The following is a 23988-nucleotide window of genomic DNA, read 5'->3' on the forward strand; positions in this document are numbered from 1 at the left end:
AGATCCAGGACACTTCCGGAGCACCTGCCGAAAGGGCCCGGGCCCGGTCTCCCCCTGCTCTAGGCTGCGCCGGAAAACGCCGCGACGCCGCCGAAGGTACCGATGACCGATTTCCTGGCCGATCAGCCCGCCGTCCAGTGCTTCCTCAGTTTCACGCACGAAGACGACAGTTTCCTCAATTTCGTCACGCCGCTGAAGAATTCGCTGGAGAAGTTCTGCGCCTCCGCGCACGGGCGCAAGATCGAAGTGTTCGTGGACCGCGAGAGCATCGGCTGGGGCGAGGACTGGCGGACCAAGATCCAGGACGGCATCAACGCCGCGATGGTGTTCATCCCGGTTATTTCGATGAACTACTTCTACGAGAGCGCCGACTGCCGCGAAGAGCTCACCGCGTTCTACGCCAAGGCCAACGAACTCGGCCTCACGCAACTGATCCTGCCTCTGATCGTGCTGGGCCACGAGCTCATCACCGGACAGAGCGACGACGCCAACATCCGGATCATCGAGAAGCTCCAGTACCTCGACATCAAGGACGCCGTCCTCGCCGGATCCGGGACCGCCGAGTGGCGGCGGGCGATGGCCGCGGTCGCGGACAAGCTGATCAAGGCGATCCGTTCCGCGGAGGCCGCCCTGGAACAGCTGAAGAAATGCGACCAGCTCCTCCTCGACGGTTTCGCGCCGGACGAGGACGGGCCCGGACTGCAGGAATACAAAGAAAACCTCACGAAGATCGGCGAGCTCCTGGAACGGCAGTTCGACGCGATCAGCCACTCGCTGGACGAACTGGCGGAGGAAATGCGCCACGTGACCGGGGAGGTGGCCGGCATGACGCCCGAAGCCCTCAAAGCGCGGGTCGTCCGGGCGGCCGACACCATCAAACCGATGGCGGTCAAGATCCAGCAGGTCGGCACCGACTTCGAAGCCACCGTCGCCGAAACCGATTCCACGATCCGCTCGTACATGCGCCTGATGGACTCACACATGACGGCGGAGCTGCTGGACCGGGCCCGCCGGGAATACGACGAGTTCGTCGAAATGCTGAGCGGCCTGATGGAGCTGGAATCCCGGATCACCGAGTTCCTCACCCAGATCCGGCCCCTGGAAGCGTTCAACGCACCCCTGCGCGCGGCGATCCGGCCGCTGCGCGTCGGTGCCCAGTCGATCCAGCTGGGGATGCGCACGATGCGCGAGCTGTCCCGGATCATCAGCAGCCTGCTGGCCAACAGCCCGGTCCAGCCGGTGCCCGGCGAACGTCCACAGTGCGAGCGCGGATGTCTCCACGGTCGCGAATGACTCATTCGCGACGCCGGAGGTCCCCAATGACTCATTCGCGACGCGCGAGGCCCGCGTCTAGGCGGTGAGCGTCGCCAACAGCGTGTGCGCCTCGGCGCGCAGCTCCTCCGTCGGCTCCGGCAGCCCCACCAGGCGGACGACGCCGTCCGCGCCTTCGCGGACATGGGCCTCGACGTCCAGCCGGGGGTCGTCACGGCGGATGACCGCGATGCTCTCCACCAGGCCGAACACCAGGTCCGCGCGGATCGCCACCGCCTCCGGCGCGACACCGGACGCCGCCACCAGCCGGCCGTACGCCGCCTTCAGTTCCGCGCGCTCGGCGCGGAAGCGGGCCAGGTTCGCCGAACCGACCTCCGGCAGCAGGTACAGCGCGCCCAGGTTGTGGCGGGCGCCGCCGAGGAGGCCGATGTCCGCGTACGCCAGCGCCCACAACCGGACCGCCGCCGCGGACGGATCCGCGACGAGCCGGGCGGCCAGGTCCAGTGACGGGCGGACCGTCTCGGCCAGCAGCGCCGCGAGGATGTCTTCCTTCGCCGGGAAGTGGTAGTAGAGCGACGCCTGGCGCAGCCCCGCGCGTTCGGCGATGGCCCGCGTCGTCGTTGCCGCGTAGCCGGCTCCGGTGAACAGCTCGCCCGCCGCGTCGAGCACGGCCTGACGCGCGTCCGGCCGGTTCGCCGCCGCGCCGCTCGCCCTGGGCCTGCCGACCCCCGCCCCTTTGACCACGCCGGTGATCTTGCCAGGTCCGCGGTCCGGGCGCCCGCACCGAGGTGCGGTTACCCCCACATGTCGCCGTTGACAGGCTGTCGGCCCGGCCGTTAACGAGCCGCTAACGCGCCGGAGATCATCACGTCGTGCCCGGCACCTAGTTTCTGTCAAGCGATCGAAACCAGGTCAGGAGCGCGCATGCCCCCATCCGACGAACTCGCCGCCTTCGGTTACCGCCAAGAGCTTCGCCGGTCGCTGGGCGGGTTTTCCGCCTTCGCCGCCGGCTTCTCGTTCGTCTCGATCCTCACGACCGTCTTCCAGCTGTTCGGCTTCGGCTACACCTTCGGCGGCCCGCTCTTCTTCTGGACGTGGCCGGTGGTCCTCGCCGGCCAGCTGCTCGTGGCCCTGACCTTCGCCGAGCTCGCCGCGCGCTACCCGCTCGCCGGATCCGTGTACCAGTGGGCGAAACAGCTCACCAAGGGCTTCCTCGGCTGGCTCGCCGGCTGGATGATGCTGCTCGGCTGCGTCGTCGCCCTCGCCGCCGCGGCGATCGCGCTGCAGATCGTGCTGCCGTCGGTGTGGGACGGCTTCCAGCTCGTCGGCGGCGACCCCGCGGTGACGTCGCCGTCGGGTGCGGCCAACGCCGTAGTGCTCGGCGCCCTGCTGCTGGTCTTCACCACCGCGGTCAACGCCGGCGGGGTCCGGCTGATCGCGCGGATCAACGACGTCGGGGTCGCGGCCGAGCTGCTCGGCGTCGTCGTCCTGATCTCCGGCCTCGCCCTGTTCGCGGTCCGCGGGCCGCAGGTGGTGCTGCACGACGCTCCCGGCACGAGCGCCGGCATCGGCGGTGTGCTCGCGTCGGCGCTCATGGCCGCGTACGTCCTCTACGGCTTCGACACCGCCGCGTCGGTCGCGGAGGAGACGAAGAACGCGCGAAGGACGGCTCCGCGCGCGGTGTTGCGAGCCGTGCTCGTGTCCGGGATCGGCGGGCTGGCCGTGGTCCTCACGGCGCTGATGGCCGCGCCGAGCCTGACCGACGGGCAGCTCGCCGGCCACGGCCTGCCGTACGTGATCACCGCCGTCTTCGGCGACACCCTCGGCCGCGTCTTCCTCGCGGACGTCGCGATCGCCGTGGTCGTCTGCACCCTCACGATCCAGACCGGCACCGTCCGGCTGATCTACGCGATGGCCCGCGACCGCGCGCTCCCGGCGTCCACCCGACTTTCGTCCGTGAGTTCGCGCACGGGGACACCGGTCGCGCCCGCCCTGCTCTCGGGCGGGCTCGCGATCGGGCTGCTGCTGCTCAACCTCGGCAACCCGACGCTGTTCAGCACGATCACCGGGACGTCGGTGGTCGTCGTCTACCTGGCGTACCTGCTGGTCACCGGACCCTTGCTGGTGAACCGGCTGCGCGGGCGCTTCCCCGCCGAGCCCGGGCGGTTCTCCCTCGGCCGCTGGGGCGTTCCGGTGAACGGAGCGGCCGTCGTCTACGGCGCCGCCATGATCGTGAACATCGCTTGGCCACGCCCGGAGGTGTACGACGTGACCGGTTCGGGCGCCCCCTGGATGCTCTTGTTCCCGATAGAGTTCATCGGCGGCGCACTGGTGATCGGCCGGCTCTGCTGGCTGCGCCTGCGCCCCGCTCCCGCCCTCGAACCCGCGATCTGAGAGGACGTTCATGAGCACCACCGCCACCACCCACGGCGCCCGCGACCACGCCCGGGCCCAGGCCGGCACCGTGGTCGAAACGATGCCGTCGATCCCGGCGAGCACGTGGCCGGCACCGCCGCCCGAAGTCGCGCCCGAGGCGCTGACCTGGGCCGAGACGGTGGCCGGGGGCGGCTACACGCACAAGGTGCTCGCCCGGGGCACGCGGCTGCGGCTCACCGACGTCGACGGCGACGCCTGCGCGCACCTGCTGCTCTTCAACGCCGAGGGGCCGTGGGAGCGGCTGAACGTCGCGGACACGGTGAAGGTGCAGTGGAACGCCTACCTCGGCGCGAAGGTGGCACTGCTGTCGGACCAGGCCCGGGTGCTCGCGACGATCGTCGCGGACTCGAGCGGGCGGCACGACGCCCTGTGCGGGACGTCCACTGTGGACGGCAACGTCGAGCGCTACGGCGACGGCGCCCCGCAGGGCCCCTCCCCCGCCGGGCTGCCGTTGTTCACCTTGGCGGCGGCCAAGAACGGCCTCGGGCCGCGGGACCTGCCACCGAGCCTGTCGTTCTTCCAGGGAGTGCGCGTCCAGTCCGGCGGTGGCCTGGACTTCACCGGGTCGGCGGGCGCGGGCCGGGCCGTCGAGCTCCGGATCGAGCTCCCGGCGATCGTGCTCATCGCCAACGTCGCGCACCCGGTCGACCCGCGGCCGGACTACACCGTGACGAACCTCGAAGTCCTCGCCTGGCGCGACCGCCCGTCCACTCCGGACAGTCCGGAGTGGACGCACTCGCCGGAGGCGCAGCGGGCCTTCGAGAACACCGCCGACTACCTGACCGCCCGGGGGATCGCATGAGCACGGCGTACCAGTCCCAGCTGACGCTGACGTTCGACGTCGCCGCGCGCGCGCCGTTCTCGACCGTACTCCAGCGCGGGCAGGAGCTGGCGATCATCGACCTCGGCGGCAACCAGGCCGTCGACTTCCTCTGCTACGACGCGAACGACACAGCGAAGCGCTACAGCGCGGCGGCAACGGTCGCGGCGCAGCGCAGCATCTTCTTGACCACGGGGAGTGTGCTGCGCACCCAGGAAGGCGCGCCGCTGCTGACCGTCGTCGCCGACACGTGCGGGCGCCACGACACGCTCGGCGGCGCGTGCAGCAAGGAGTCCAACAGCCTCCGCTACGGCCAGCACACCCGCTTTCAGCACGCCTGCGTCGAGAACTTCCTCACCGAGGGCGCGAAGTGGGGGCTGGGCAAGCGCGACCTGGTCAGCAACGTCAACTGGTACATGAACGTGCCGGTCGAGGAGGACGGCACCCTCGGCATCGTCGACGGGATTTCCGCGCCGGGCCTCGAAGTCCGGCTGCGCGCCGAGACCGACGTCCTCGTGCTCGTGTCGAACTGCCCGCAGATCAACAACCCCTGCAACGGGTTCGACCCGACGCCGGTGCGCCTGGTCGTGACCTCCCCCGGAGGCGGCGCGTGAGGCTGCTCGTCGCCAACCGCGGCGAGATCGCGGTCCGGATCCTGCGCACCGCCAAGGAACTGGGTCTCGAGACCGTCGCGGTGTACTCCGACGCCGACCGCCTCGCCCCGCACGTGCGGCTCGCCGACCGGGCCGTGCGGCTCGGCCCGGCGCCCGCCGCGGAGAGCTACCTGCGGGCCGGCGCGATCGTGGCGGCCGCGCTCGACACCAGCTGTGACGCGGTCCACCCCGGCTACGGGTTCCTCTCCGAGGACGCGGCGTTCGCGCGGGCCTGCGAGGACGCCGGCCTCGCGTTCGCCGGGCCGTCGCCCGGGCACCTGGAAGTGTTCGGCAGCAAGCACACCGCCCGCGAGGCGGCGGTCTCCGCGGGCGTGCCGCTGCTGGCCGGCACCGGCCTGCTGGCCGATGTGGACGAAGCGGTGGCCCGCGCCGCGGAAATCGGCTACCCGGTGATGCTGAAGGCGACCGGGGGCGGCGGCGGGATCGGGATGCGCGCGTGTGCGTCGCCAGGCGAGCTGCGCGACGCGTGGGAGACCGTGCGGAGTGTCGCGGCCAAGAGCTTCGCGAATTCCGGGGTGTTCCTGGAGCGGCTGGTGCGCCGGGCCCGGCACGTCGAGGTCCAGGTGTTCGGCGACGGCTTCGGCGAGGTCCTGGCCCTGGGCACCCGCGACTGCTCGCTGCAGCGGCGCAACCAGAAGGTCGTGGAGGAGTGCCCGGCGCCGGACCTGCCCGAGGCCGTCCGGAAGCAGCTGGTCGACTCGGCCGTCGCGCTCTGCTCGTCGGTGCGGTACCGCTCGGCGGGCACGGTCGAGTACGTCTACGATCCCGAACGCGAAGAGGCGGCGTTCCTCGAGGTCAACACCCGGCTGCAGGTCGAGCACCCGGTGACCGAAGCGGTGTACGGCGTCGACCTGGTCGCCTGGATGCTCCGGCTCGCGCAAGGCGACCGCGCGATGTTCCGCGCGGTGCCGATCGCCCGGGGGCACGCCGTGGAAGCACGGGTGTACGCCGAGGACCCGAGCGCCGGGCACCGGCCGAGCGCCGGACTCGTCACCCGGGTCACGCTGCCCCCGGCCGCGCGCGTGGACACCTGGGTCGAGCCGGGCACGACCGTCACCACGCACTACGACCCGTTGCTGGCCAAGGTGATCTGCACCGGCACCGACCGCACCGAGGCGCTCACGCACCTGCGGGACGCGCTCGCCACCACCCGCGTCGACGGGGTGCGCACCAACCTCGGGCAGCTGCGGGCGGCGGCGGCCGACGCGGCGTTCGGCACGGTCACCCACGACACGTCCACTTTGGACGGAATCGATGACGGGGAGCCCCGGATCGAGGTCGTGCGCGGCGGGACGATGACGACCGTGCAGGACTGGCCGGGCCGCACCGGCTTCTGGCACGTCGGCGTGCCGCCGAGCGGGCCGATGGACGACCTGTCGCTGCGGCTGGGCAACGTCGCCCTCGGCAACCCCGAAGGCGCGCCCGGCCTGGAGTGCACTGTGGACGGTGTGACGCTGCGGTTCTCCCACGCCACCGAGGTGTGCGTCACCGGCGCACCGACGGCCGTGCTCGTCGACGGCGCCGAAGTTCCCTTGTGGACACCGGTCGAAGTACCCGCCGGATCCACCCTGGACGTCCGCGCGTGCACGGCCGGGCTGCGCAGCTACGTGCTCGTCCGCGGCGGCGTCGACGTCCCGGCGTTCCTCGGCAGCGCGGCGACCTTCACCCTGGGCCGGTTCGGCGGGCACGCCGGCCGCGCGCTGGCGGCCGGCGACGTCCTGGCTCCGGGCCCGCTGCCCGCGGACCCCGTCGTCGGCCCGGTGACCGACCGTCCGGGCTTCGGGTCGCACTGGACGATCGGAGCACTCGAAGGACCCCATGCGGCACCGGAGTTCTTCACGCCCGAAGACGTCGACACGTTCTACGCCACCGACTGGCAGGTGCACTTCAACTCCGCCCGCACCGGCGTCCGGCTCGTCGGGCCGCGACCGGCGTGGGCGCGCGCAGACGGCGGCGAGGCGGGCCTGCACCCGTCGAACATCCACGACACGCCGTATGCGATCGGCGCCGTCGACTACACCGGCGACCTGCCGATCCTGCTCGGCCCGGACGGCCCCAGCCTGGGCGGGTTCGTCTGCCCGGCGACGGTCGCCACCGGCGAGCGCTGGAAGCTCGGGCAGCTGCGCCCGGGCGACACCGTGCGGTTCGTGCCGATCGACACCGACCACGCGGCCGTGCTGCGACGGCGACCGGCCACCGCGGTGACGTCCACGAGGGACGCCCGGCACGACGGCGGTGTCCTCGGGCGACAGTCCTCTTCGGACGAAGAGCCGTCCGTCACGTACCGGCGCAGCGGGGACGACAACCTGCTCGTCGAGTACGGCGAGATGAAGCTCGACCTGGCGCTGCGGATGCGGGTGCACGCGCTCGGGGAACGGCTCGCCGCCGAGGGCGTACCGGGGATCGTCGACCTGACGCCGGGCATCCGGTCGCTGCAGGTGCACGTCGACCCGGACGCGCTGCCCGTCGAAAAGGCGCTCGGCCTGGTGCGCGAGCTGGAGCGGGCCCTGCCGCCGACCGCCGACCTCGAGGTGCCGAGCCGCAGCGTCCGGCTGCCGCTGTCGTGGGACGACCCGGCCACGCGCGAAGCGATCGAGCGGTACATGACCGGCGTGCGCGACGACGCGCCGTGGTGCCCGTGGAACATCGAGTTCATCCGGCGCGTCAACGGCCTGGCAGGCGTGGACGACGTCTACCGCACGGTGTTCGACGCCGAGTACCTCGTGCTCGGGCTCGGCGACGTCTACCTGGGCGCGCCGGTCGCGACGCCCCTGGATCCGCGCCACCGGCTGGTGACGACGAAGTACAACCCGGCGCGGACGTGGACCGCGGAGAACTCCGTCGGCATCGGCGGCGCCTACCTCTGCATCTACGGCATGGAGGGGCCGGGCGGCTACCAGTTCGTCGGCCGGACCGTGCAGGTGTGGAACAGCTGGCACGGCGGGGACAAGCCGTGGTGCCTGCGGTTCTTCGACCGGATCTCGTGGTACCCCGTGTCCGCGGACGAACTGCTGGAGCTGCGGGCGCAGAGCTCGTCCGGGCAGCTGCGACTCGACACGACCGACGGCACCTTCAAGCTGGCCGAGTACCAGGAGTTCCTGGCGGACAACGCGGACGGCATCGCCGGGTTCCGGGCGACGCAGGCGGCGGCGTTCGAGGCGGAACGCCGGGCGTGGGCCGCGGCGGGCGAGTTCGACCCGAAGCCGGAACCGGTGACGCGGCCGCCGAAGCGGGTCGAGGCGCCGCCGGGCGGGCACGTCGTCGAGGCGCCGTTCGCGGCGACGGTGTGGCGAGTCGACGTCGCGGCGGGCGAGCGCGTCGAGGACGCGCAGTCGCTGGTGACGCTGGAAGCGATGAAGACGGAGGCGCGGATCCCCGCGCCGGCCGGCGGCGAGGTGGTCGAAGTGCTCGTGTCCCCCGGCGACCAGGTCGCCCCGGGCACACCGCTGGTGGTGCTGGGATGAGCGCGGTCGTGGAACGAGTACGGGCCGCGTACCGGCGGATCGAGCAGGTCGACCGGCCGGAGATCTGGATCGACCTGCGGCCGGAAGCCGAGGTGCTGGCCGAAGCCGAAGCGTTGGTGGAACGCGGGTTGCCGCTCTACGGCAAGCTCGTCGCGGTCAAGGGCAACATCGACGTCGCGGGACTGCCGACGACCGCGGGCTGCCCGGCGTACGCGTACCGGCCCGAGGCCGACGCGCCGGTCGTCGCGCGGTTGCGGGCGGCCGGGGCGCTGGTGCTCGGCACGACCAACCTCGACCAGTTCGCGACCGGGCTGGTCGGGACGCGCAGCCCGTACGGCGCGGTGCGGGGCGCCCTCGACCCGGCGTACGTCTCCGGCGGCTCCAGCTCGGGTTCGGCGGTAGCTGTCGCTTTGGGGATCGTCGATCTGGCGCTGGGCACGGACACCGCGGGCTCCGGACGGGTGCCGGCGGCGTTCAACGGGATCGTCGGGCTCAAGCCGACGCCCGGGCTGCTGCCGACCGAGGGCGTCGTCCCCGCGTGCGCGAGCATCGACTGCGTCTCGCTGTTCGCGCGGACGGTCGAGGAGGCGACGTTCGCGTTGACCTGCCTGGCCGAACCCGCGCAAGTCCACCCGGGACGGTTCCGGCTCGGCGTGCCCGATCAGCTGGGCCCGCTGGCGCCCGGCTGGGCGGCGGCGTTCGAGGCCACCGTCGAGGAGTACGCCGCGGCCGGCGCCGAAGTGACCACTGTGGACATGTCGGCTTTCCTGGAAGCGGCGCGGCTGCTCTACGGCGGCGCGTTCGTCGCCGAGCGCTACACCGCCGTCGGCGAGTTCCTGGACGCGCACCCGGACGCCGTGGACCCGGTGGTGCACTCGATCATCACCGGTGCCCGCGACATCCCCGCGCACCGCCTGTTCGCCGACCAGCGGACCCTGGCCGGGCTCCGGACCGAGGCCCTCGCGGTGCTGGCCGGCGTCGACGCGCTCCTGACGCCGACGACGACCGAGCACCCCACGATCGCCGCGGTGGCCGCGGATCCGGTCGCGGTCAACGCGCGCCTGGGGCGGTTCACCAACTCCACCAACCTGTTCGGGTTGTCGGCGCTGGCGGTCCCGGCGGGCACGGTGGCCGGGCGCCCGTTCGGCGTGATGCTGGTCGGCGCCCCGCACGACGACCTGAAGCTGGCCGCGCTGGCCGGGTTGCGCGGCGAGCGGGTTCAGCTCGTGGTCGTCGGCGCGCACCTGCGGGGGCAGCCGCTGAACCACGAGCTGACGTCCCGGGGCGGACGCTTCGTCTCTTCGGTCTCCACGTCGGCGTCCTACCGGTTGTACGCGCTGGACACGGTGCCCCCGAAGCCCGGACTGGTCCGGGTCGCGTCCGGGGGTGTGGCGATCGCGGCGGAGGTGTGGGACCTGCCGGTGCGCGGGTTCGGGGAGTTCGTGGCGCGGGTGCCGGCGCCGCTGGCGATCGGCAAGGTCGAGCTGGCGGACGGCTCTTCGGTGCCGGGCTTCCTGTGCGAACCGGCGGCGACCGACGGCGCGACGGACATCTCGGCGAAGGGTGGCTGGCTGGCGCACGTCGGCGCATAACGATCAGTCGAGGATCTGGGCACCTCTCGGATAACAAGACTCGAAAGTGGGCACTGAACCGCCGATGACCTTGGTGAGGAACCCTCCCGGAGGCGGCCCATGACCACGGCGACCCGTGCCCCACTCGTCCATTCGTACCTCTACCTCCGGCGCGCGATCGGGCTCATCGGCCTGGCGTTGCCGGTGGTGCTGATCGTCGGCAAGCAGATCGTCCAGGGCGGCGACCTCATCGGGTCGCTCAGCGGCTACTACTACACCGAACTCGGGAACGTCTTCGTCGGCGCGATGTGCGCGGCGGGGGTGTTCCTGCTGGCGTACTACGGCCACGACTTCATCGACAACGTGGCGAGCACGGTGGCCGGCCTCGGCGCGATCGGGCTGGCGCTGTTCCCGACGACCCCGGACCGCGACGTGTCTTCGGGGGCCCGGACGTCCGGCGTGCTGCACCTGGTGTTCGCGGCGATGTTCTTCCTGATGCTGGCGTACTTCTGCCTGCGCCTGTTCCCGCACGACGGCGAGCAGCCGCCCGGAACGGGTGTCGTCTACCGCGTGTGCGGCGTGGTGATCCTGGCCTCGCTCGTGCTCATCGCGCTGGCGAGCTGGCTGCGGCTGGTCCCGGAATGGCACCCGGCGCTGTGGCTGGAGAGCGTCGCGGTGTGGGCGTTCGGCGTCGCCTGGCTGATGAAGGGGCAGACGCTGACGCCCAAGAGTGTGCCGTAGCCCACTCGACCGGGCCACACCACTGGTTACCGACGGGTAACAAGGGCTATCGTGCGGCTAGCAGTAACAACCTGGGGGCTCCGCCACCCGGAACCCCCGAAAACGCCGACTTCATGGAGCATTCGTGGCCGCACCAGCAACGCCGCTCGCGCCGAACGCGCGGGGCGTGCGCACCGTCGCCTTCGTCGAGGGGGTACGGACCCCCTTCGGCAAGGCCGGCGACAAGGGCATCTACGCCGGGACCCGCGCCGACGACCTCGTCGTCAACGCCATCCGTGAGCTGCTGCGGCGGCACCCGGAGCTGCCCCCCGAGCGCGTCGACGAGGTGGCCATCGCCGCCACCACCCAGATCGGCGACCAGGGCCTGACCATCGGCCGCACCGCCGCGCTGCTCGCCGGGCTGCCGAAGTCGGTCCCCGGCTTCGCGATCGACCGGATGTGCGCCGGCGCGATGACCGCCGTCACGACCACCGCGTCCGGCATCGGCTTCGGCGCCTACGACATCGCCATCGCCGGCGGCGTCGAGCACATGGGCCGCCACCCGATGGGCGAGGGCGTCGACCCGAACCCGCGGATCATCGCCGACAAGCTCGTCGACCCGACCGCGCTCGTCATGGGCCAGACCGCCGAGAACCTGCACGACCGGTTCCCCGCGATCACCAAGCAGCGCACCGACGCGTACGCAGCGCGCAGCCAGGAGCGCTACGCCGAGGCCGTCAAGACCGGCAAGATCGGGCCCGAGCTGGTCCCGGTCGCCACCCGTTCCAAGGAGCTGGGCTGGGGCCTGGCCACCGAGGACGAGCCGCCGCGCCCCGGCACCACGCTGGAAACGCTTGCCGGGCTGAAGACGCCGTTCCGCCCGCACGGCCGGATCACCGCCGGCAACGCCGCGGGCCTCAACGACGGCGCCACCGCCTCGATCCTCGCCGACGAGGACACCGCTCGCGAGCTGGGCCTGCCCGTCGCGATGCGGCTGGTCGGCTACTCCTTCGCCGGCGTCGAGCCGGAGGTCATGGGCATCGGCCCGGTGCCGGCCACCGAGAAGCTCTTCAAGCGCACCGGCCTGTCCATCGACGACATCGGCCTCTTCGAGATCAACGAGGCCTTCGCCGTGCAGGTGCTGGCCTTCCTCGACCACTTCGGCATCGACGACGAAGACCCGCGCGTCAACCAGTGGGGCGGCGCGATCGCGTGCGGCCACCCGCTGGCGTCGTCCGGCGTCCGGCTGATGACGCAGCTGGCCCGCCAGTTCGCCGAGCGGCCCGACGTTCAGTACGGCATGACGACGATGTGCATCGGCATCGGCATGGGCGGCACCGTGATCTGGGAAAACCCGGCCTTCGAGGGGGCGAAGTAATGACTTTCACCGCAGAAGAAGCGAAGGCCGCGTTCCGCGACGAGGTCGTCACCAACGCCGTCACACGGCTGGTCAAAGTGCCCGGGCTCGAGAAGCCGGTCGCGCTGATCACGCTCGACAACGGCCACGACCACACCCGGCCGAACACCTTCGGCCCGCAGGGGCTCGTGTCCCTGAACGCCGCACTGGACAAGGCGTTCGAGGCCGCGCCGGCCGCGATCGCCGTCACCGGCAAGCCGTTCATCTTCGCCGTCGGCGCGGACCTCTCGGGCGTCGAGTCCGTGAGCGACCCGAAGCTGGCGCGCGAAATCGCCCAGACCGGCCACGACGTGTTCCGCCGCCTCACCGAGACGAAGATCCCGACGTTCGGGTTCATCAACGGCGCGGTCATGGGCGGCGGCCTCGAGCTGGCGCTGTCCTGCCACTACCGGACGCTGTCGGAGAACACCGCGGCGATCGCGTTCCCCGAGGTCTTCCTCGGCCTGTTCCCGGGCTGGGGCGGCACGCAGCTGCTGCCGAACCTCATCGGCCCGGACGCCGCCGTCACCGTGATCATCGAGAACGCGCTGGCGCAGAACAAGATGCTCAACGTCAAGAAGACGGCGGAGCTCGGCATCGTCGACGCGGTCTTCGGCTCGGCCGACTACCTCGAGCAGTCGCTGTTGTGGCTGGCTCGCGTGGTCAACGGCGAGATCACCCCCGCCCGCCGCGAGATCGACCGCGGCGCGGAGTGGGACGCCGCCATCGCGCGGGCCAAGTCCCTTGTGGACGGTCGAACGCACGGCGCGTCGCCGGGTGCGACCAAGGCCGTCGAGCTGCTGGAGCTGGCCCGCGAAAACGATCTCGACCGCGGGTACGCCGCCGAGACCGACGGCCTCGCCGAGCTGCTCATGTCCGACGTCCTGCGCGCCGGGCTGTACTCGTTCAACCTGGTCAACAAGCGCGCCAAGCGCCCGGCCGGCGCGCCGGACAAGTCCCTGGCGCGCAAGGTGAACAAGGTCGGCATCGTCGGCGCCGGCCTGATGGCCAGCCAGCTCGCGCTGCTGTTCGTGCGGCGGTTGAAGGTGCCGGTCGTGCTGACCGACGTCGACCAGGAGCGCGTCGACAAGGGCGTCGGGTACGTCCACGACGAGATCGACAAGCTCCTCGCCAAGAAGCGCGTCTCCCCCGACGGCGCCAACCGGCTGAAGGCCCTGGTCTCCGGCTCGCTCGACAAAGCCGCGTTCGCCGACGCCGACTTCGTCATCGAGGCCGTGTTCGAGGAGCTGGGCGTCAAGCAGCAGGTGTTCGCCGAGCTGGAGCAGCACGTCTCCCCCGAGGCGATCCTCGCGACGAACACCTCGTCGCTGTCGATCACCGCGATGGCGTCGAAGCTGCAGCACCCCGAGCGCGTGGTCGGCTTCCACTTCTTCAACCCGGTCGCCGTGCTGCCGCTGCTGGAGATCGTCCGCGGCGAGCGGACCGACGACGCGTCGCTCGCGACGGCGTTCTCGGTCGGCAAGCAGCTGAAGAAGTCCAGCGTGCTGGTGAAGGACGCTTCGGCGTTCGTCGTCAACCGGCTCCTGCTGCGCTTCCTCGGCGAAGTGCTGGTCACCGTCGACGAGGGCACGCCGTTCGAGGTCGCCGACGGGGCCCTGGAACCGCTCGGCCTGCCGATGACCCCGCTGACGCTGATGCAGCTCGTCGGCCCGGCCATCGCGCTGCACGTCGGCGAGACGCTGCACGAGGCGTTCCCGGACCGCTTCACCGTGTCCGACAACCTCGCCAAGTTCGTCAAGGCGGGCAAGAAGGGCGTCTGGACCTGGGACGCGCAGGGCAACCAGTCCGCCGATCCCGAGGTCGTCGAGCTGTGGACGCAGGGCGACCAGCCGTCCACTTCGGAGCAGGTGCGCGAGCGGGCGCTCGCGGCCATCGCCGAGGAGATCCAGATCATGCTCGACGAGGGCGTGGTCGCCGAGGCGCAGGACATCGACCTGTGCCTGATCCTCGGCGCGGGCTGGCCGTTCTGGAACGGCGGCATCACGCCGTACCTGGACCGGTCGGGAGTGTCCGAGCGGGTAAACGGCAAGCCGTTCCTCGCCCCGGGTGTCGCCTCGGTCCCGGCTTCCTAGTACTCGCCCTCACGAGGGCACTTCGGCGGCGGCGCGGTGAGTTTCAGCTGCGCCGCCGCCGCGTCGGAGTCGATCACCGTCACGCGCTCGGCGGTCCGGAAGCGGGCGTGCAGCTCCTGCGCCCAGGCCTTCAGGTCGGTGCCCGGGACGGCGAGCAGGGAGACCGACGGCGAGTCCACGAACACCCGCCGCGCCTTCGCGTCATCGCGCAGGAACGGCGTGGCCTCCTGCATCTCGGCGCCGGTCGGGAAGACCAGGACGACCGCCGCGCACAGCTCGTGACCGGCCAGCGGCGCCGGGTTCGTGTCCACCGGCAGGTCCGGCGGGCGCTTCAGGGCCGCGACGCCGAAGGCCAGCCCCACCCCGGCCGCCAGTGCCAGCGCGAAGACCGGGACCACCACGCGGACCAGCGGTTTTTCCGTCACGCCGAAGATCACAGCACACGCCGGCCGCCGGGACAGCGCCCGTTCACCAGGATGGCTCAGGTGCCCGAAGGTACCTGATCGGGCAGACAAGCCGTTCGAGGTCTTGCGCTTGTGCGCGAAGCCCCATTTGGTGGACGTGTGCTGAACGGAAGAGTCCTGCTCGTACGGGCGGTCATGATCGGATTGCGGTCGCTGCTGAGCCTGCCTTCGCCGGTGCTGCGTGTGCTGGCCGGCCGTCCGGTGGTGGTGGACGAACGGCAGCCGCTGCCGACCGCGCGGATGCTGATGCGGGTGTCGCGCTTCGCGCCGTTCGACGCACCGCACCGGAACGGCAGCCTCGCCCGGGCCCGGGCCGAGCTGAACCTGGCCGGCGCGCTCGCCGGCGCCGGGATCAGCCCGGGCGTGCGGACTCGCGATTCGTCGTGGCCCGGGCCCGGCGGGCCGTTGCCGCTGCGGCTCTACGAACCGGCGGGGGCCCCGTCGCCCGGGCCGGCGCTGGTGTACTTCCACGGCGGCGGGTTCGTGCTCGGCAGCCTGGACACGCACGAGGGGGCGTGCCGGCTGCTGGCCGACGAGGCCGGGGTGCGGGTGGTGTCGATCGGCTACCGGCTGGCACCGGAGCACCCGTTCCCGGCGGCGGCTTCGGACGCGGTGGCGGCGTTCGCCCACGTGCACTCGCATGCGGGGGACTTCGGCGTCGATCCCGCGCGGCTCGCGGTGGGCGGGGACAGCAGCGGCGGCAACCTCGCGGCGGTGGTCGCCCACGCGGCGGCCCGCGGCGAACTACCTCGGCCGGCGTTCAGCCTCCTGCTGACCCCGGCGACCGACGCGCTCGGGGAGTCGTTGTCGCACAAGCAGTTCGGGACGGGCTTCCGCCTCGACCGGGACGAGTGGGCCTGGTACCGCGACCAGTACATGCGCGACCCCGCCTGCTACACCGATCCGCGGGCGTCGGTGCTGTACGACGGCGCCCTCGACGGCGTCCCGCCGACGTACGTGGCCACGTGCGGCTTCGACCTGCTCCGCGACGAAGGCGAGGCCTACGCCGCCCGGCTGGCGTCGGCCGGAGTCCCGGTGGTGCACCGCCGGCACGAGGGCCAGCTGCACGGCTTCGCCAACCGGGTGGGCATCGACCCGGACGCCCGAGCGGCGATGCTCCACGCGGCCGGCGTCCTCCGAGCCGGCCTCGCGCTGGCCTGAACCACCTACCGGACGGGGAGGTGGACGGTCACCCCGAGGCCGCCGCCCACGATCGGTTCCGCCGTCACGCTCCCGCCGTGTGCCGCGACCGCCGCCCGCACGATCGACAACCCCAGCCCGGCTCCATGACGAGCGGTCCGGGCCACGCCCGCGCGACGGAACGGCTCGAACAGCTCCGGCACCGCCGCCGGGTCCACCAGGCCGCCCGACGAGCGCACCCGCAGCGTCGACCACTGCGGCCCCGGCTGGGTCACGACCTCCAGCCAGCCGCCCTCGACGTTGTGGCGGACCGCGTTCTCCAGCAGGTTGCCCGCGATCCGTTCCAGCAGCGCCGGGTCGCCGAACGCCGGCGCCGGGACCACCGCGAACGAGGCCCGGATCCCGCGCTTCTCGGCTTCGAGCCGCACCGCGCGCCAGGCCCGGTCGACGACGACCATCAGATCGACCGGCTCGCGCACCCCGAGCCCGGCGCCGTCGGTGCGGGCCAGCAGCAGCAACGAGTTCACCAGCAGCCCGGCGCGCTCGGTCGCGTCGCGGACCACCCCGCCCATCCGGCGCAGCTCGGCGACGTCGGCGTCTTCGTCGGCGAGGGTGACGTCGAGCTCAGTGCGGATCACCGACAACGGCGTCCGCAGCTCGTGGCTCGCGTTCGCGACGAAGTGGCGCTGCGCGTCGAACGCGGCCTGGAGCCGGTCGAGCATGTCGTCGAACGTGCCCGCCAGCTCGGCCAGCTCGTCGCGCGAGCGCACCTCGCCGATCCGCTCCCCCATCGACTCGACCGACAGCCGCCGCGCGGTACCGGTGATCTCGCGCAGTGGCAGCAGCACGCGCGAGGTGAACGTCCAGGCGAGGATCGCCGCGGCCGCGACCACCAGCAGGAACGCGACCGACCCGAACAGCAGCATCCGGTTGCGGGCGTGCACGCGCAGGTGCTCGGCGAGCGTCGACGCGTCGACCTGGACGCCGTCGACGACCACCACGCTGCCCGGCGGCATCCGCGGGACGGCGTCGAGCGAGTCCCGGACCAGCGTCCAGGCCAGCCAGAGCAGCAGCAGGCTGACGGCGGCGACCAGCACGGTCGCCAGCAGGGTGATCCGGGCGCGGAGGCTGCGCGTGCCCGGCAGGTTCACGCGCGCGGCGCGCCGGGCTCCGGCACCCGGTACCCGGAGCCGACAACGGTCTCGATGATCCCCGGCTCGCCGAGCTTCTTGCGCAGCGTCATGACGGTGACCCGGACGGTCGTGGTGAACGGGTCGGCGTTCTCGTCCCACACCCGTTCCAGCAGCTCTTCGCTGCTGACGACCGACCCGGCGGCCGACAGCAGGACCTCGAGGACGCCGAACTCCTTGCGCGTCAGCTCGACCGGCCCGCTCGCGCGCCGCACGGTGCGCTTGGCCGGGTCCAGCTCGACGTCGCCGGCGGTCAGCAGCGGCGGCGCGGCCGGCGTGGCGCGCCGGCCCAGCGCCCGCACCCGCGCGACGAGCTCGGGGAAGGCGAACGGCTTCGCGAGGTAGTCGTCGGCGCCGAGCGACAGCCCCTCGACGCGATCGGACACCGAGCTGCTCGCGGTGAGCATCAGCACCCGGGTCAGTTCTCCGGACGCGACGATCTCCCGGCACAGCTCGTCCCCGGACATCCCGGGCAGGTCCCGGTCCAGCAGCACGACGTCGTACCGCGTGACGGCGGCCTTTTCGTGCCCGTCGTCACCCGTGAGCGCGACGTCCACCGCCATGCCCTCGCGGCGCAAGCCGCGGGCGATCGCGTCGGCCAGGGGTTCTTCGTCCTCGACTACCAAAACTCGCACGAGACCACAATTCCATATTTTCCTGAGAGTGCCCTTTAAGGACGATGTGCGTCGGGTGTGGCCCACCGGAGGGCGAACCACAGCCGCATCCGGGTCTCGGGGTCCGCCAGATCCACGTCCAGGGCCTTCTCCACCTGGGCGATCCGGTGCCGGACGCTGTTGCGGTGCACGCCCAGCTCGGCGGCCGTCGGCTCCCAGCCGCCGTGGTGAGCGAGCCACGTCCGCAGCGTCGGCACCAGCGCACGGTCCCCCGTCCGGTCCAGCTCCACCAACGGTTCCAAGGTTTTCTCCGCGAAGCCCCGCGAAGCGTCCGGAGCCACCAACGCGTCGAAGTCCAGGCCGCCCCCCGCGATCATCGGGCGGCCGAGCGCGCGGGCCCGGGACAGCAGCAGCTCGACCTCGGCCGATGCCGCTGCCAGCCGGGCCGCGGGGACCGGCGAGCCCACCGCCGCCAGCCAGCCGTGGGCACGCAGGTCTTCCAGCACCGGAAGCGACGGCGAAGACCCGGCGATGGCCACGAAAGACGGGCCGGGAAGCACCGAAACCAGCGGTGTGTCGAGCCGCGCCCGCAGCCAGTCCGGCCGCTGCGCCACCTCGCCGGGTCCGCGCCGGTACGCCGCCCCGGCGACCAGCCGGACGACGTCCGATCCCAGCAACGACCGCGCCACCCCGCCGGCCGACTCCCGGCCCACCAGGAGCCCGGTCGCCGCCGCGCCCAGCTCGGCCGCGTCCGAGCCGGCGCGCCCGATCAGGCCCAGCAGCGCCGCGCCGACCGCGAGGATCGCCCGGTCGGCGCCGTCGAAGCGCCGGGACCGGCCGACGACCACCAGGTGCGACGCCGTCGCCTGCGGGTACACCGGCTGGACCACGACGAACTCGGCGCCGAGCTCGGTGGTCGCGCTGCGGATCCCGCGGCCCGCCCGCACGGTCGCCATCAGCTCCCGCACCTGCGGCGGCAGCGGCGCGGGCGCGTCGTGCGCCGAGGCCAGGACGTCCCCGGCGCCGACCAGCGCGACCCAGGACCGCAGCCGCGCCGCGAGCGACGACGTCAGCTCGCCCAGCCCGCCGCCGGCGGCTCGCGTCAGCGCCTCCCGCGCCGCCGTGATCCGCCGCTGCTCCCGCTGGCCCGCCTCGGTCAGCGCGACCGACACCGCCTGGTTGACCGCCAGGAACGGCGTCCGCGACGGCACCACCAGCAACGGCAGCCCGTGCCGCGCGCACGCCCGGCGCAGCGGTTCCGGCAGCGTCTCGTACACCGTCGGGGTGAGCCCGAACCCCAGCGCCGTCACGCCGGCGTCGCGCAGCCCGCGCACGTACCGGTCGACCTCGGCCGCCTCCGCGGGCAGGTTCACCCCCGCGGTGAGGATCAGCTCGGCCCCCACCAGGTACGGCGCGGGGTCGCGCAGCTCGCTGACGTGGGCCCAGCGAACCGGCGCGTCCAGTGCGCCCGGCCGCAGGGTCTCGCGGACGGCGTGCAGCGCCAGCTCCCGGTGGCCGACCACCGCCCGTAACGGGACATTCACTTCCGTGGACATCGGATCGACGTTCTGGGTCATCTCGTCCCCATCCGTGTCGACATGGGGACGAATCATCCCATGCCGGAGGGGTGGTGGCCGAACCTACGGTGACCCGAACACCACCAAGGCAAGGAGGACGCCGTGACCGGGGATTACGTGGTCATCGCCCTGTACATCGCAGGCATGCTCGGGGTCGGCTGGTACGGCCTCCGACTCGCGAAGACGAAGTCCGACTACCTCGTCGCCGGGCGGCGGCTGGGCTGGTTCATGTACTCCGGCACGATGTCGGCGGTCGTCCTGGGCGGCGCGTCCACCGTCGGCGGCGTGAAGCTCGGCTACACCTACGGCATCTCCGGCATGTGGCTGGTCGTCAGCATCGGTGTCGGCATCCTCGTGCTGCACGCGCTGTTCGCGCGACGGCTGGTGCGGCTGAAGGTCTACACCGTCGGCGAGATGCTCGACCTGCGCTACGGCGGCCGCACCAGCGCGGTGTCCGGCGTCGTCATGTGGGGCTACACCCTGATGCTCACGGTCACCTCGACGCTGGCCTTCGCGACCATTTTCAAGGTGCTCTTCGACCTGCCGAACTGGGCCGGGATCGCGATCGGCGGCTCGATCGTCGTGCTCTACTCGGTGCTCGGCGGCATGTGGTCGATCACGCTCACCGACATCGCGCAGTTCGTCATCAAGACCATCGGCATCCTGGCGATCCTGCTGCCGGTCGCGATCAGCTCGGCCGGCGGTTTCTCCGGCATGAGCGAAAAGCTCGACGCGAGCTTCTTCAGCTTCACCTCGATCGGCACCGACACGATCATCACGTACTTCGTCATCTACACCTTCGGCCTGCTGATCGGCCAGGACATCTGGCAGCGCGTGTTCACCGCCCGCACCCCGGGGATCGCGACGTCCGGCGGCATCACCTCCGGCGTCTACTGCCTGGTCTACGGCCTGGCCGGCGCCCTGATCGGCACGGCGGCCCACACGCTCTACCCGGACCTCGCGAGCGCGCAGGACGCGTTCGCGACGATCGTCGAGCGCCTGCTGCCGACCGGCGTCCGCGGCCTGGTGCTGGCCGCCGCGCTCTCGGCGATGATGTCGACCGCGAGCGGCGCGCTGATCGCCTGCTCCACCACGACGACGTCGGACCTGCTCACCAAGCTGGGCCTCAAGAAGGGCGGTGAGGTCCGCCGCAACCGGATCGCCACGCTCGTGCTCGGGCTGATCGCGATCGGCATCGCGATGATCGTCGACGACGTCGTCAACGCCCTCACCATCGCGTACGACATCCTGGTCGGCGGCCTGCTGGTGGCGATCATCGGCGCGTTGTTCTGGAAGCGCGGCACGCGGCAAGGCGCGTACGCGTCGATGGTCGCCGGCACGGTCTCCGTGATCGCCTTCATGATCGTCGACGGCGTCGACGCCAACACCCCGATCTACTGGGGCCTCGGCGCGAGCCTGGTCGTCTACCTGGTGGTCAGCTTCGCCACGCCCCGCACGTCCGACTCGATCCTTTCCGTCTGGACCCGCCGTCTCAACGGCGAAGAAACGCACACCTCGTCCCGGGAACAGGAGCCCAGCAGTGTCTGACATCGGACCCCTCGACTCGTCGCGCGTCCCCCGGTTCGCCGGCTTCGCGACCTTCGCGCGGCTGCCGCGGATCGACCAGGTCGACCACGCCGACATCGCCGTCGTCGGGGTGCCCTTCGACTCCGGCGTGTCCTACCGGCCCGGCGCGCGGTTCGGCCCGGCCGCGGTGCGCGAGGCGAGCCGGCTGCTGCGGCCGTACCACCCGGAGCTGGACGTCTCGCCGTTCGCCGAGCAGCAGGTCGTCGACGCCGGGGACATCGTGGTCAACCCGTTCGACATCGGCGAAGCGATCGAGACGCTGCAGCAGGAAGCCGAGGCGCTGCAAGCGAACGGGACGCGGCTGGTGACCGTCGGCGGCGACCACACGATCGCGCTCCCGCTCCTGCGCGCGGCGGCGAAGAAGCACGGACCCGTTGCCCTGCTGCACTTCGACGCGCACCTCGACACCTGGGACACCTACTTCGGCGAGCCGTACACCCACGGCACCCCGTTCCGGCGGGCGTCGGAGGAAGGCATCCTCGACACGAGCGCGCTCTCGCACGTCGGCACGCGCGGGCCGCTCTACGGCAAGCGGGACCTCGAGGAGGACCGGCGGCTCGGCTTCGGCATCGTCACCTCCGGCGACGTGCTGCGCCGCGGCGTCGCCGAGACCGTCGACGCGCTGCGGCAGCGCATCGGCGACCGGCCGCTCTACGTCTCGGTCGACATCGACGTGCTCGACCCGGCCCACGCGCCCGGCACCGGCACCCCGGAGGCGGGCGGGATGACCAGCCGCGAGCTCCTCGAAATCCTGCGCGGGCTGCGCGATCTGAACCTGATCGGGGCCGACGTCGTCGAGCTGGCCCCGGCTTACGATCACGCCGAGATCACCGCCATCGCGGTCTCCCACGTCGCCTACGACCTGGTGAGCCTGCTGTCCTTGGGAAAGAGCGCATGACCGATTCCGACCGCATCGGGGGCGACGTCGTCGTCGAAACCCTCCGCGCGCTGGGCGCCGACACCGTGTTCGGCCTGCCGGGGCAGCACGCGCTGGGCCTGTTCGAAGCATTGCGACGCGCCGACGACCTGCGCGTGATCAGCGGGCGCGTCGAGAACAACCTCGCGTTCGCCGCCGACGGACACGCCCGCGCGCGGCTCGCGGCGGACCCCGACGGCCCGGTGCCGGTGACGCCGCTCGTGGTCTCGACGGGTCCGGGCGCGTTGCTCACGTTGGCTTCCCTGCAGGAGTCCCGGGCCGCGTCGGTGCCGGTGCTCGGGATCTCCAGCCAGGTCCCGGTCGCCGGGCTGGGCGGTGGCCGCCACGGTTACCTGCACGAGCTGCCCGACCAGCAGGCGAGTTTCCGGGACGTCGTGAAGTCGGTGCACGTGGTGCGGCGCGCGAGCCAGCTCCCGACGGCTTTGCGCGAAGCTTGGACGTCCGCCGCGACCGCGCCGTACGGGCCGGTCTGGGTCGAGATCCCGCAAGACGTCCTGCTCGGGCCGGCCGGGATCCCGCCGATCACGTCGGTTTCGGCCACTCCCCCGCTGTTGGAACCGCTGCCCGAGCTGGTCACCGCGGCCGCCGATCTGCTGGCCGCGGCCTCGAACCCGGTGATCCTCGCTGGTGGCGGCGCGTTGCGGTCCGGCGCGCACGCCGAGCTGACGGCCCTGGCCGAGGCCCTGCGCGCCCCGGTGATCTCGACCTTCGGCGGCAAGGGCGTCTTCGGCTGGGACCACGAGCTGTCCGGGCAGTCCTGGATGGAGGACTGGCACACCACGGAGTTCCTCGCCTCCGCGGATGTCCTGCTCGTGCTCGGCTCCGGGCTCGGCGAGCTGTCCAGCAACTACCGTGAGTTCTCCCCGCGCGGCCGCGTGATCCAGGTGGAGGCCGACCTGGGCAAGCTGGAGTCGAACTACCCGGGCCTCGGCATCCACGCCGACGTCCGGCTCACGCTGCAGGCGCTGCTGGAGTGGGTGCCGATGCGGTCGTCCGACGGCCGGGCCGAGTCTGCCGTCGCCGGGCTGCTTTCGCGCGTCGAGTCGCGTTTGGACGGTCAGGACGTGGCCGTCGAGCGCCGGCTGATCGACGACATCCGCACCGCGCTGCCCGACGGCACACAGACGTACTGGGACATGACGATCGCCGCGTACTGGGCCTGGTCGGCGTGGAACCCGGAGGGCGCGCCGATCCACACGGCACAGGGCGCGGGCGGCCTGGGCTACGGCCTGCCGGGCGCGCTCGGCGGCGCGGTCACCGGTGGCCCGACGCTCGCCGTGTCCGGTGACGGCGGCGCGATGTACGGCATCGCCGAGCTGGCCACCGCGGTGCAACACGGCCTCGACGTCACGTGGCTGATCGTCGACGACGGCGGCTACGGCGTCCTGCGCGAGTACCTCACCGGCGCTTTCGGCCACACGACGGCCACCGAGCTGGCGCGGCCGGACTTCGTCGCGCTGGCCCAGTCGTTCGGCGTGCCCGCGAGTCTGTCTACTTTGGACGGCCTCAGCGCGGACCTGGCGAAGGCACTGCGCACCCCCGGGCCGTCCGTGGTCGTCCTCCCCGCCCTGCTGAAGCTGTTCGCGCCGACCCACCTGGAGCAGGCATGACCCGCACGCTCGACCTGACCGACCCGGCGACCGGCGAGGTGTCCGGCACCAGCCCGATCGCCGGACAGTCCGATGTGGACGGGGCCTTGTCGGCCGCGGCGCAAGCGTTTGCGGTGTGGCGTCGCAGCACTCCGACGCGGCGCCAGCTGGCGCTGTTGAAGATCGCCGACGCCGTGGAGGCGCGGGCTTCGGAGTTCGCGGATCTGGAGGTCCGCGAAACCGGCAAGATCCGCTCGGTCGTGCTCGAAGAAGAGATCCCCGAGTGCGTCAGCGCGCTGCGGTTCTTCGCGGGCGCCGCGCGGCACCTCGAGGGCACGGCGGCCGGGGAGTACGCGCCGGGTCACACGTCGGTGATCCGTCGCGAGCCGGTGGGCGTCTGCGCGCAGATCGCGCCGTGGAACTACCAAGGCCGCCTTGGGGCGC

Annotated in this window: 18 protein-coding genes and 1 pseudogene; 14 read left to right on the forward strand and 5 right to left on the reverse strand. The window is 72.0% G+C overall.

Translation table 11 applies throughout. From position 1 onward, the window contains the following. The first annotated feature begins 102 nt into the window (after positions 1-102). A complete protein-coding gene (locus AB0N03_RS27060; RefSeq protein WP_364377226.1) occupies positions 103-1293 on the forward strand; it encodes a toll/interleukin-1 receptor domain-containing protein in 1191 nt (396 codons plus the stop codon). A 57-nt stretch (positions 1294-1350) separates the two neighbouring features. Here AB0N03_RS27060 and AB0N03_RS27065 read toward each other — a convergent pair whose 3' ends face one another. Then, positions 1351-2016, reverse strand: a complete 666-nt coding sequence (locus AB0N03_RS27065; protein WP_364377228.1) for a helix-turn-helix domain-containing protein — start codon at positions 2014-2016, stop codon at positions 1351-1353. Between the two features lie 180 nt (positions 2017-2196). Here AB0N03_RS27065 and AB0N03_RS27070 point away from each other — a divergent pair, with 180 nt between their 5' ends. The 8 genes from AB0N03_RS27070 (at position 2197) to AB0N03_RS27105 (ending at position 14446) form a co-directional block, all read left to right on the forward strand. Next, on the forward strand, positions 2197-3666 hold the full coding sequence (locus AB0N03_RS27070) for an amino acid permease (RefSeq protein WP_364377230.1): 1470 nt from the start codon (positions 2197-2199) through the stop codon (positions 3664-3666). Positions 3667-3676: 10 nt separating this feature from the next. Further along, positions 3677-4510 (forward strand): urea amidolyase associated protein UAAP1, encoded by an 834-nt coding sequence (locus tag AB0N03_RS27075; protein ID WP_364377232.1) that lies wholly within the window; start codon positions 3677-3679, stop codon positions 4508-4510. Continuing rightward, positions 4507-5142: an urea amidolyase associated protein UAAP2 gene (locus tag AB0N03_RS27080; RefSeq protein ID WP_364377234.1), complete on the forward strand. Its 636-nt coding sequence runs from the start codon at positions 4507-4509 to the stop codon at positions 5140-5142. The genes AB0N03_RS27075 and AB0N03_RS27080 overlap by 4 nt, the downstream gene beginning before the upstream one ends. Beyond that, positions 5139-8666, forward strand: a complete 3528-nt coding sequence (gene uca, locus AB0N03_RS27085; RefSeq protein WP_364377236.1) for an urea carboxylase — start codon at positions 5139-5141, stop codon at positions 8664-8666. The genes AB0N03_RS27080 and uca overlap by 4 nt, the downstream gene beginning before the upstream one ends. Beyond that, complete coding sequence (locus AB0N03_RS27090; protein WP_364377238.1) at positions 8663-10258, forward strand: allophanate hydrolase; 1596 nt, start codon at positions 8663-8665, stop codon at positions 10256-10258. The genes uca and AB0N03_RS27090 overlap by 4 nt, the downstream gene beginning before the upstream one ends. A 99-nt stretch (positions 10259-10357) precedes the next feature. Next, the gene (locus tag AB0N03_RS27095) at positions 10358-10978 is read left to right on the forward strand and encodes a DUF998 domain-containing protein (RefSeq protein WP_364377240.1); all 621 of its coding nucleotides are present in this window, start codon (positions 10358-10360) and stop codon (positions 10976-10978) included. A gap of 166 nt (positions 10979-11144) precedes the next feature. Then, the gene (locus AB0N03_RS27100; RefSeq protein WP_364377366.1) at positions 11145-12335 is read left to right on the forward strand and encodes a thiolase family protein; all 1191 of its coding nucleotides are present in this window, start codon (positions 11145-11147) and stop codon (positions 12333-12335) included. Beyond that, positions 12335-14446 carry a 3-hydroxyacyl-CoA dehydrogenase NAD-binding domain-containing protein gene (locus AB0N03_RS27105; RefSeq protein WP_364377242.1) on the forward strand — a complete coding sequence of 704 codons (2112 nt, stop codon included), beginning with the start codon at positions 12335-12337 and terminating at the stop codon, positions 14444-14446. Before AB0N03_RS27100 ends, AB0N03_RS27105 begins: the two co-directional genes overlap by 1 nt. Here the strand turns inward: AB0N03_RS27105 and AB0N03_RS27110 are convergent. After that, positions 14443-14871, reverse strand: coding sequence for a hypothetical protein (locus AB0N03_RS27110; RefSeq protein ID WP_364377244.1), 429 nt, complete (start codon positions 14869-14871; stop codon positions 14443-14445). The two genes, AB0N03_RS27105 and AB0N03_RS27110, sit on opposite strands and share 4 nt — an antisense overlap. Positions 14872-15009: 138 nt before the next feature. On the opposite strand from AB0N03_RS27110, the gene AB0N03_RS27115 reads away from it, so the two are divergent. Continuing rightward, positions 15010-16071, forward strand: coding sequence for an alpha/beta hydrolase (locus AB0N03_RS27115; RefSeq protein WP_364377246.1), 1062 nt, complete (start codon positions 15010-15012; stop codon positions 16069-16071). A 5-nt stretch (positions 16072-16076) separates the two neighbouring features. Here the strand turns inward: AB0N03_RS27115 and AB0N03_RS27120 are convergent, their stop codons facing one another. From AB0N03_RS27120 to AB0N03_RS27130, 3 genes are read right to left on the reverse strand one after another with little or no spacing between them, the layout of a single operon-like run. After that, positions 16077-17201, reverse strand: a complete 1125-nt coding sequence (locus AB0N03_RS27120) for a HAMP domain-containing sensor histidine kinase (RefSeq protein ID WP_364377248.1) — start codon at positions 17199-17201, stop codon at positions 16077-16079. Next, positions 17198-17875: a response regulator transcription factor gene (locus AB0N03_RS27125; RefSeq protein WP_163046732.1), complete on the reverse strand. Its 678-nt coding sequence runs from the start codon at positions 17873-17875 to the stop codon at positions 17198-17200. The genes AB0N03_RS27120 and AB0N03_RS27125 overlap by 4 nt, the downstream gene beginning before the upstream one ends. Before the next feature lie 35 nt (positions 17876-17910). Continuing rightward, positions 17911-19410 (reverse strand): PucR family transcriptional regulator, encoded by a 1500-nt coding sequence (locus AB0N03_RS27130; protein WP_364377250.1) that lies wholly within the window; start codon positions 19408-19410, stop codon positions 17911-17913. Between the two features lie 123 nt (positions 19411-19533). Here AB0N03_RS27130 and AB0N03_RS27135 point away from each other — a divergent pair, with 123 nt between their 5' ends. The 4 genes and pseudogenes from AB0N03_RS27135 to AB0N03_RS27150 form a co-directional block, all read left to right on the forward strand. Then, the gene (locus AB0N03_RS27135) at positions 19534-20979 is read left to right on the forward strand and encodes a sodium:solute symporter (RefSeq protein WP_364377252.1); all 1446 of its coding nucleotides are present in this window, start codon (positions 19534-19536) and stop codon (positions 20977-20979) included. Next, a complete protein-coding gene (gene speB / locus AB0N03_RS27140) occupies positions 20972-21916 on the forward strand; it encodes an agmatinase (protein ID WP_364377253.1) in 945 nt (314 codons plus the stop codon). Before AB0N03_RS27135 ends, speB begins: the two co-directional genes overlap by 8 nt. After that, on the forward strand, positions 21913-23565 hold the full coding sequence (locus AB0N03_RS27145; RefSeq protein ID WP_364377255.1) for a thiamine pyrophosphate-binding protein: 1653 nt from the start codon (positions 21913-21915) through the stop codon (positions 23563-23565). The genes speB and AB0N03_RS27145 overlap by 4 nt, the downstream gene beginning before the upstream one ends. Then, a pseudogene (locus tag AB0N03_RS27150) lies at positions 23562-23969 on the forward strand (aldehyde dehydrogenase family protein); the annotation flags it as partial. The gene AB0N03_RS27145 and the pseudogene AB0N03_RS27150, both read left to right, overlap by 4 nt. Positions 23970-23988: the final 19 nt, after the last annotated feature.

The sequence above is a fragment of the Amycolatopsis sp. NPDC051061 genome (assembly GCF_040682935.1).
GTDB lineage: Bacteria > Actinomycetota > Actinomycetes > Mycobacteriales > Pseudonocardiaceae > Amycolatopsis.

Bases quoted from the DNA above. Each gene is read 5' to 3' on its own strand.
- AB0N03_RS27105 (WP_364377242.1), top strand. From the start codon at position 12,335: ATGACTTTCACCGCAGAAGAAGCGAAGGCCGCGTTCCGCGACGAGGTC.
- AB0N03_RS27095 (WP_364377240.1), top strand. From the start codon at position 10,358: ATGACCACGGCGACCCGTGCCCCACTCGTCCATTCGTACCTCTACCTC.
- AB0N03_RS27130 (WP_364377250.1), bottom strand. From the start codon at position 19,410: ATGTCCACGGAAGTGAATGTCCCGTTACGGGCGGTGGTCGGCCACCGG.
- AB0N03_RS27080 (WP_364377234.1), top strand. From the start codon at position 4,507: ATGAGCACGGCGTACCAGTCCCAGCTGACGCTGACGTTCGACGTCGCC.
- AB0N03_RS27060 (WP_364377226.1), top strand. From the start codon at position 103: ATGACCGATTTCCTGGCCGATCAGCCCGCCGTCCAGTGCTTCCTCAGT.
- AB0N03_RS27075 (WP_364377232.1), top strand. From the start codon at position 3,677: ATGAGCACCACCGCCACCACCCACGGCGCCCGCGACCACGCCCGGGCC.
- AB0N03_RS27145 (WP_364377255.1), top strand. From the start codon at position 21,913: ATGACCGATTCCGACCGCATCGGGGGCGACGTCGTCGTCGAAACCCTC.
- AB0N03_RS27070 (WP_364377230.1), top strand. From the start codon at position 2,197: ATGCCCCCATCCGACGAACTCGCCGCCTTCGGTTACCGCCAAGAGCTT.
- AB0N03_RS27090 (WP_364377238.1), top strand. From the start codon at position 8,663: ATGAGCGCGGTCGTGGAACGAGTACGGGCCGCGTACCGGCGGATCGAG.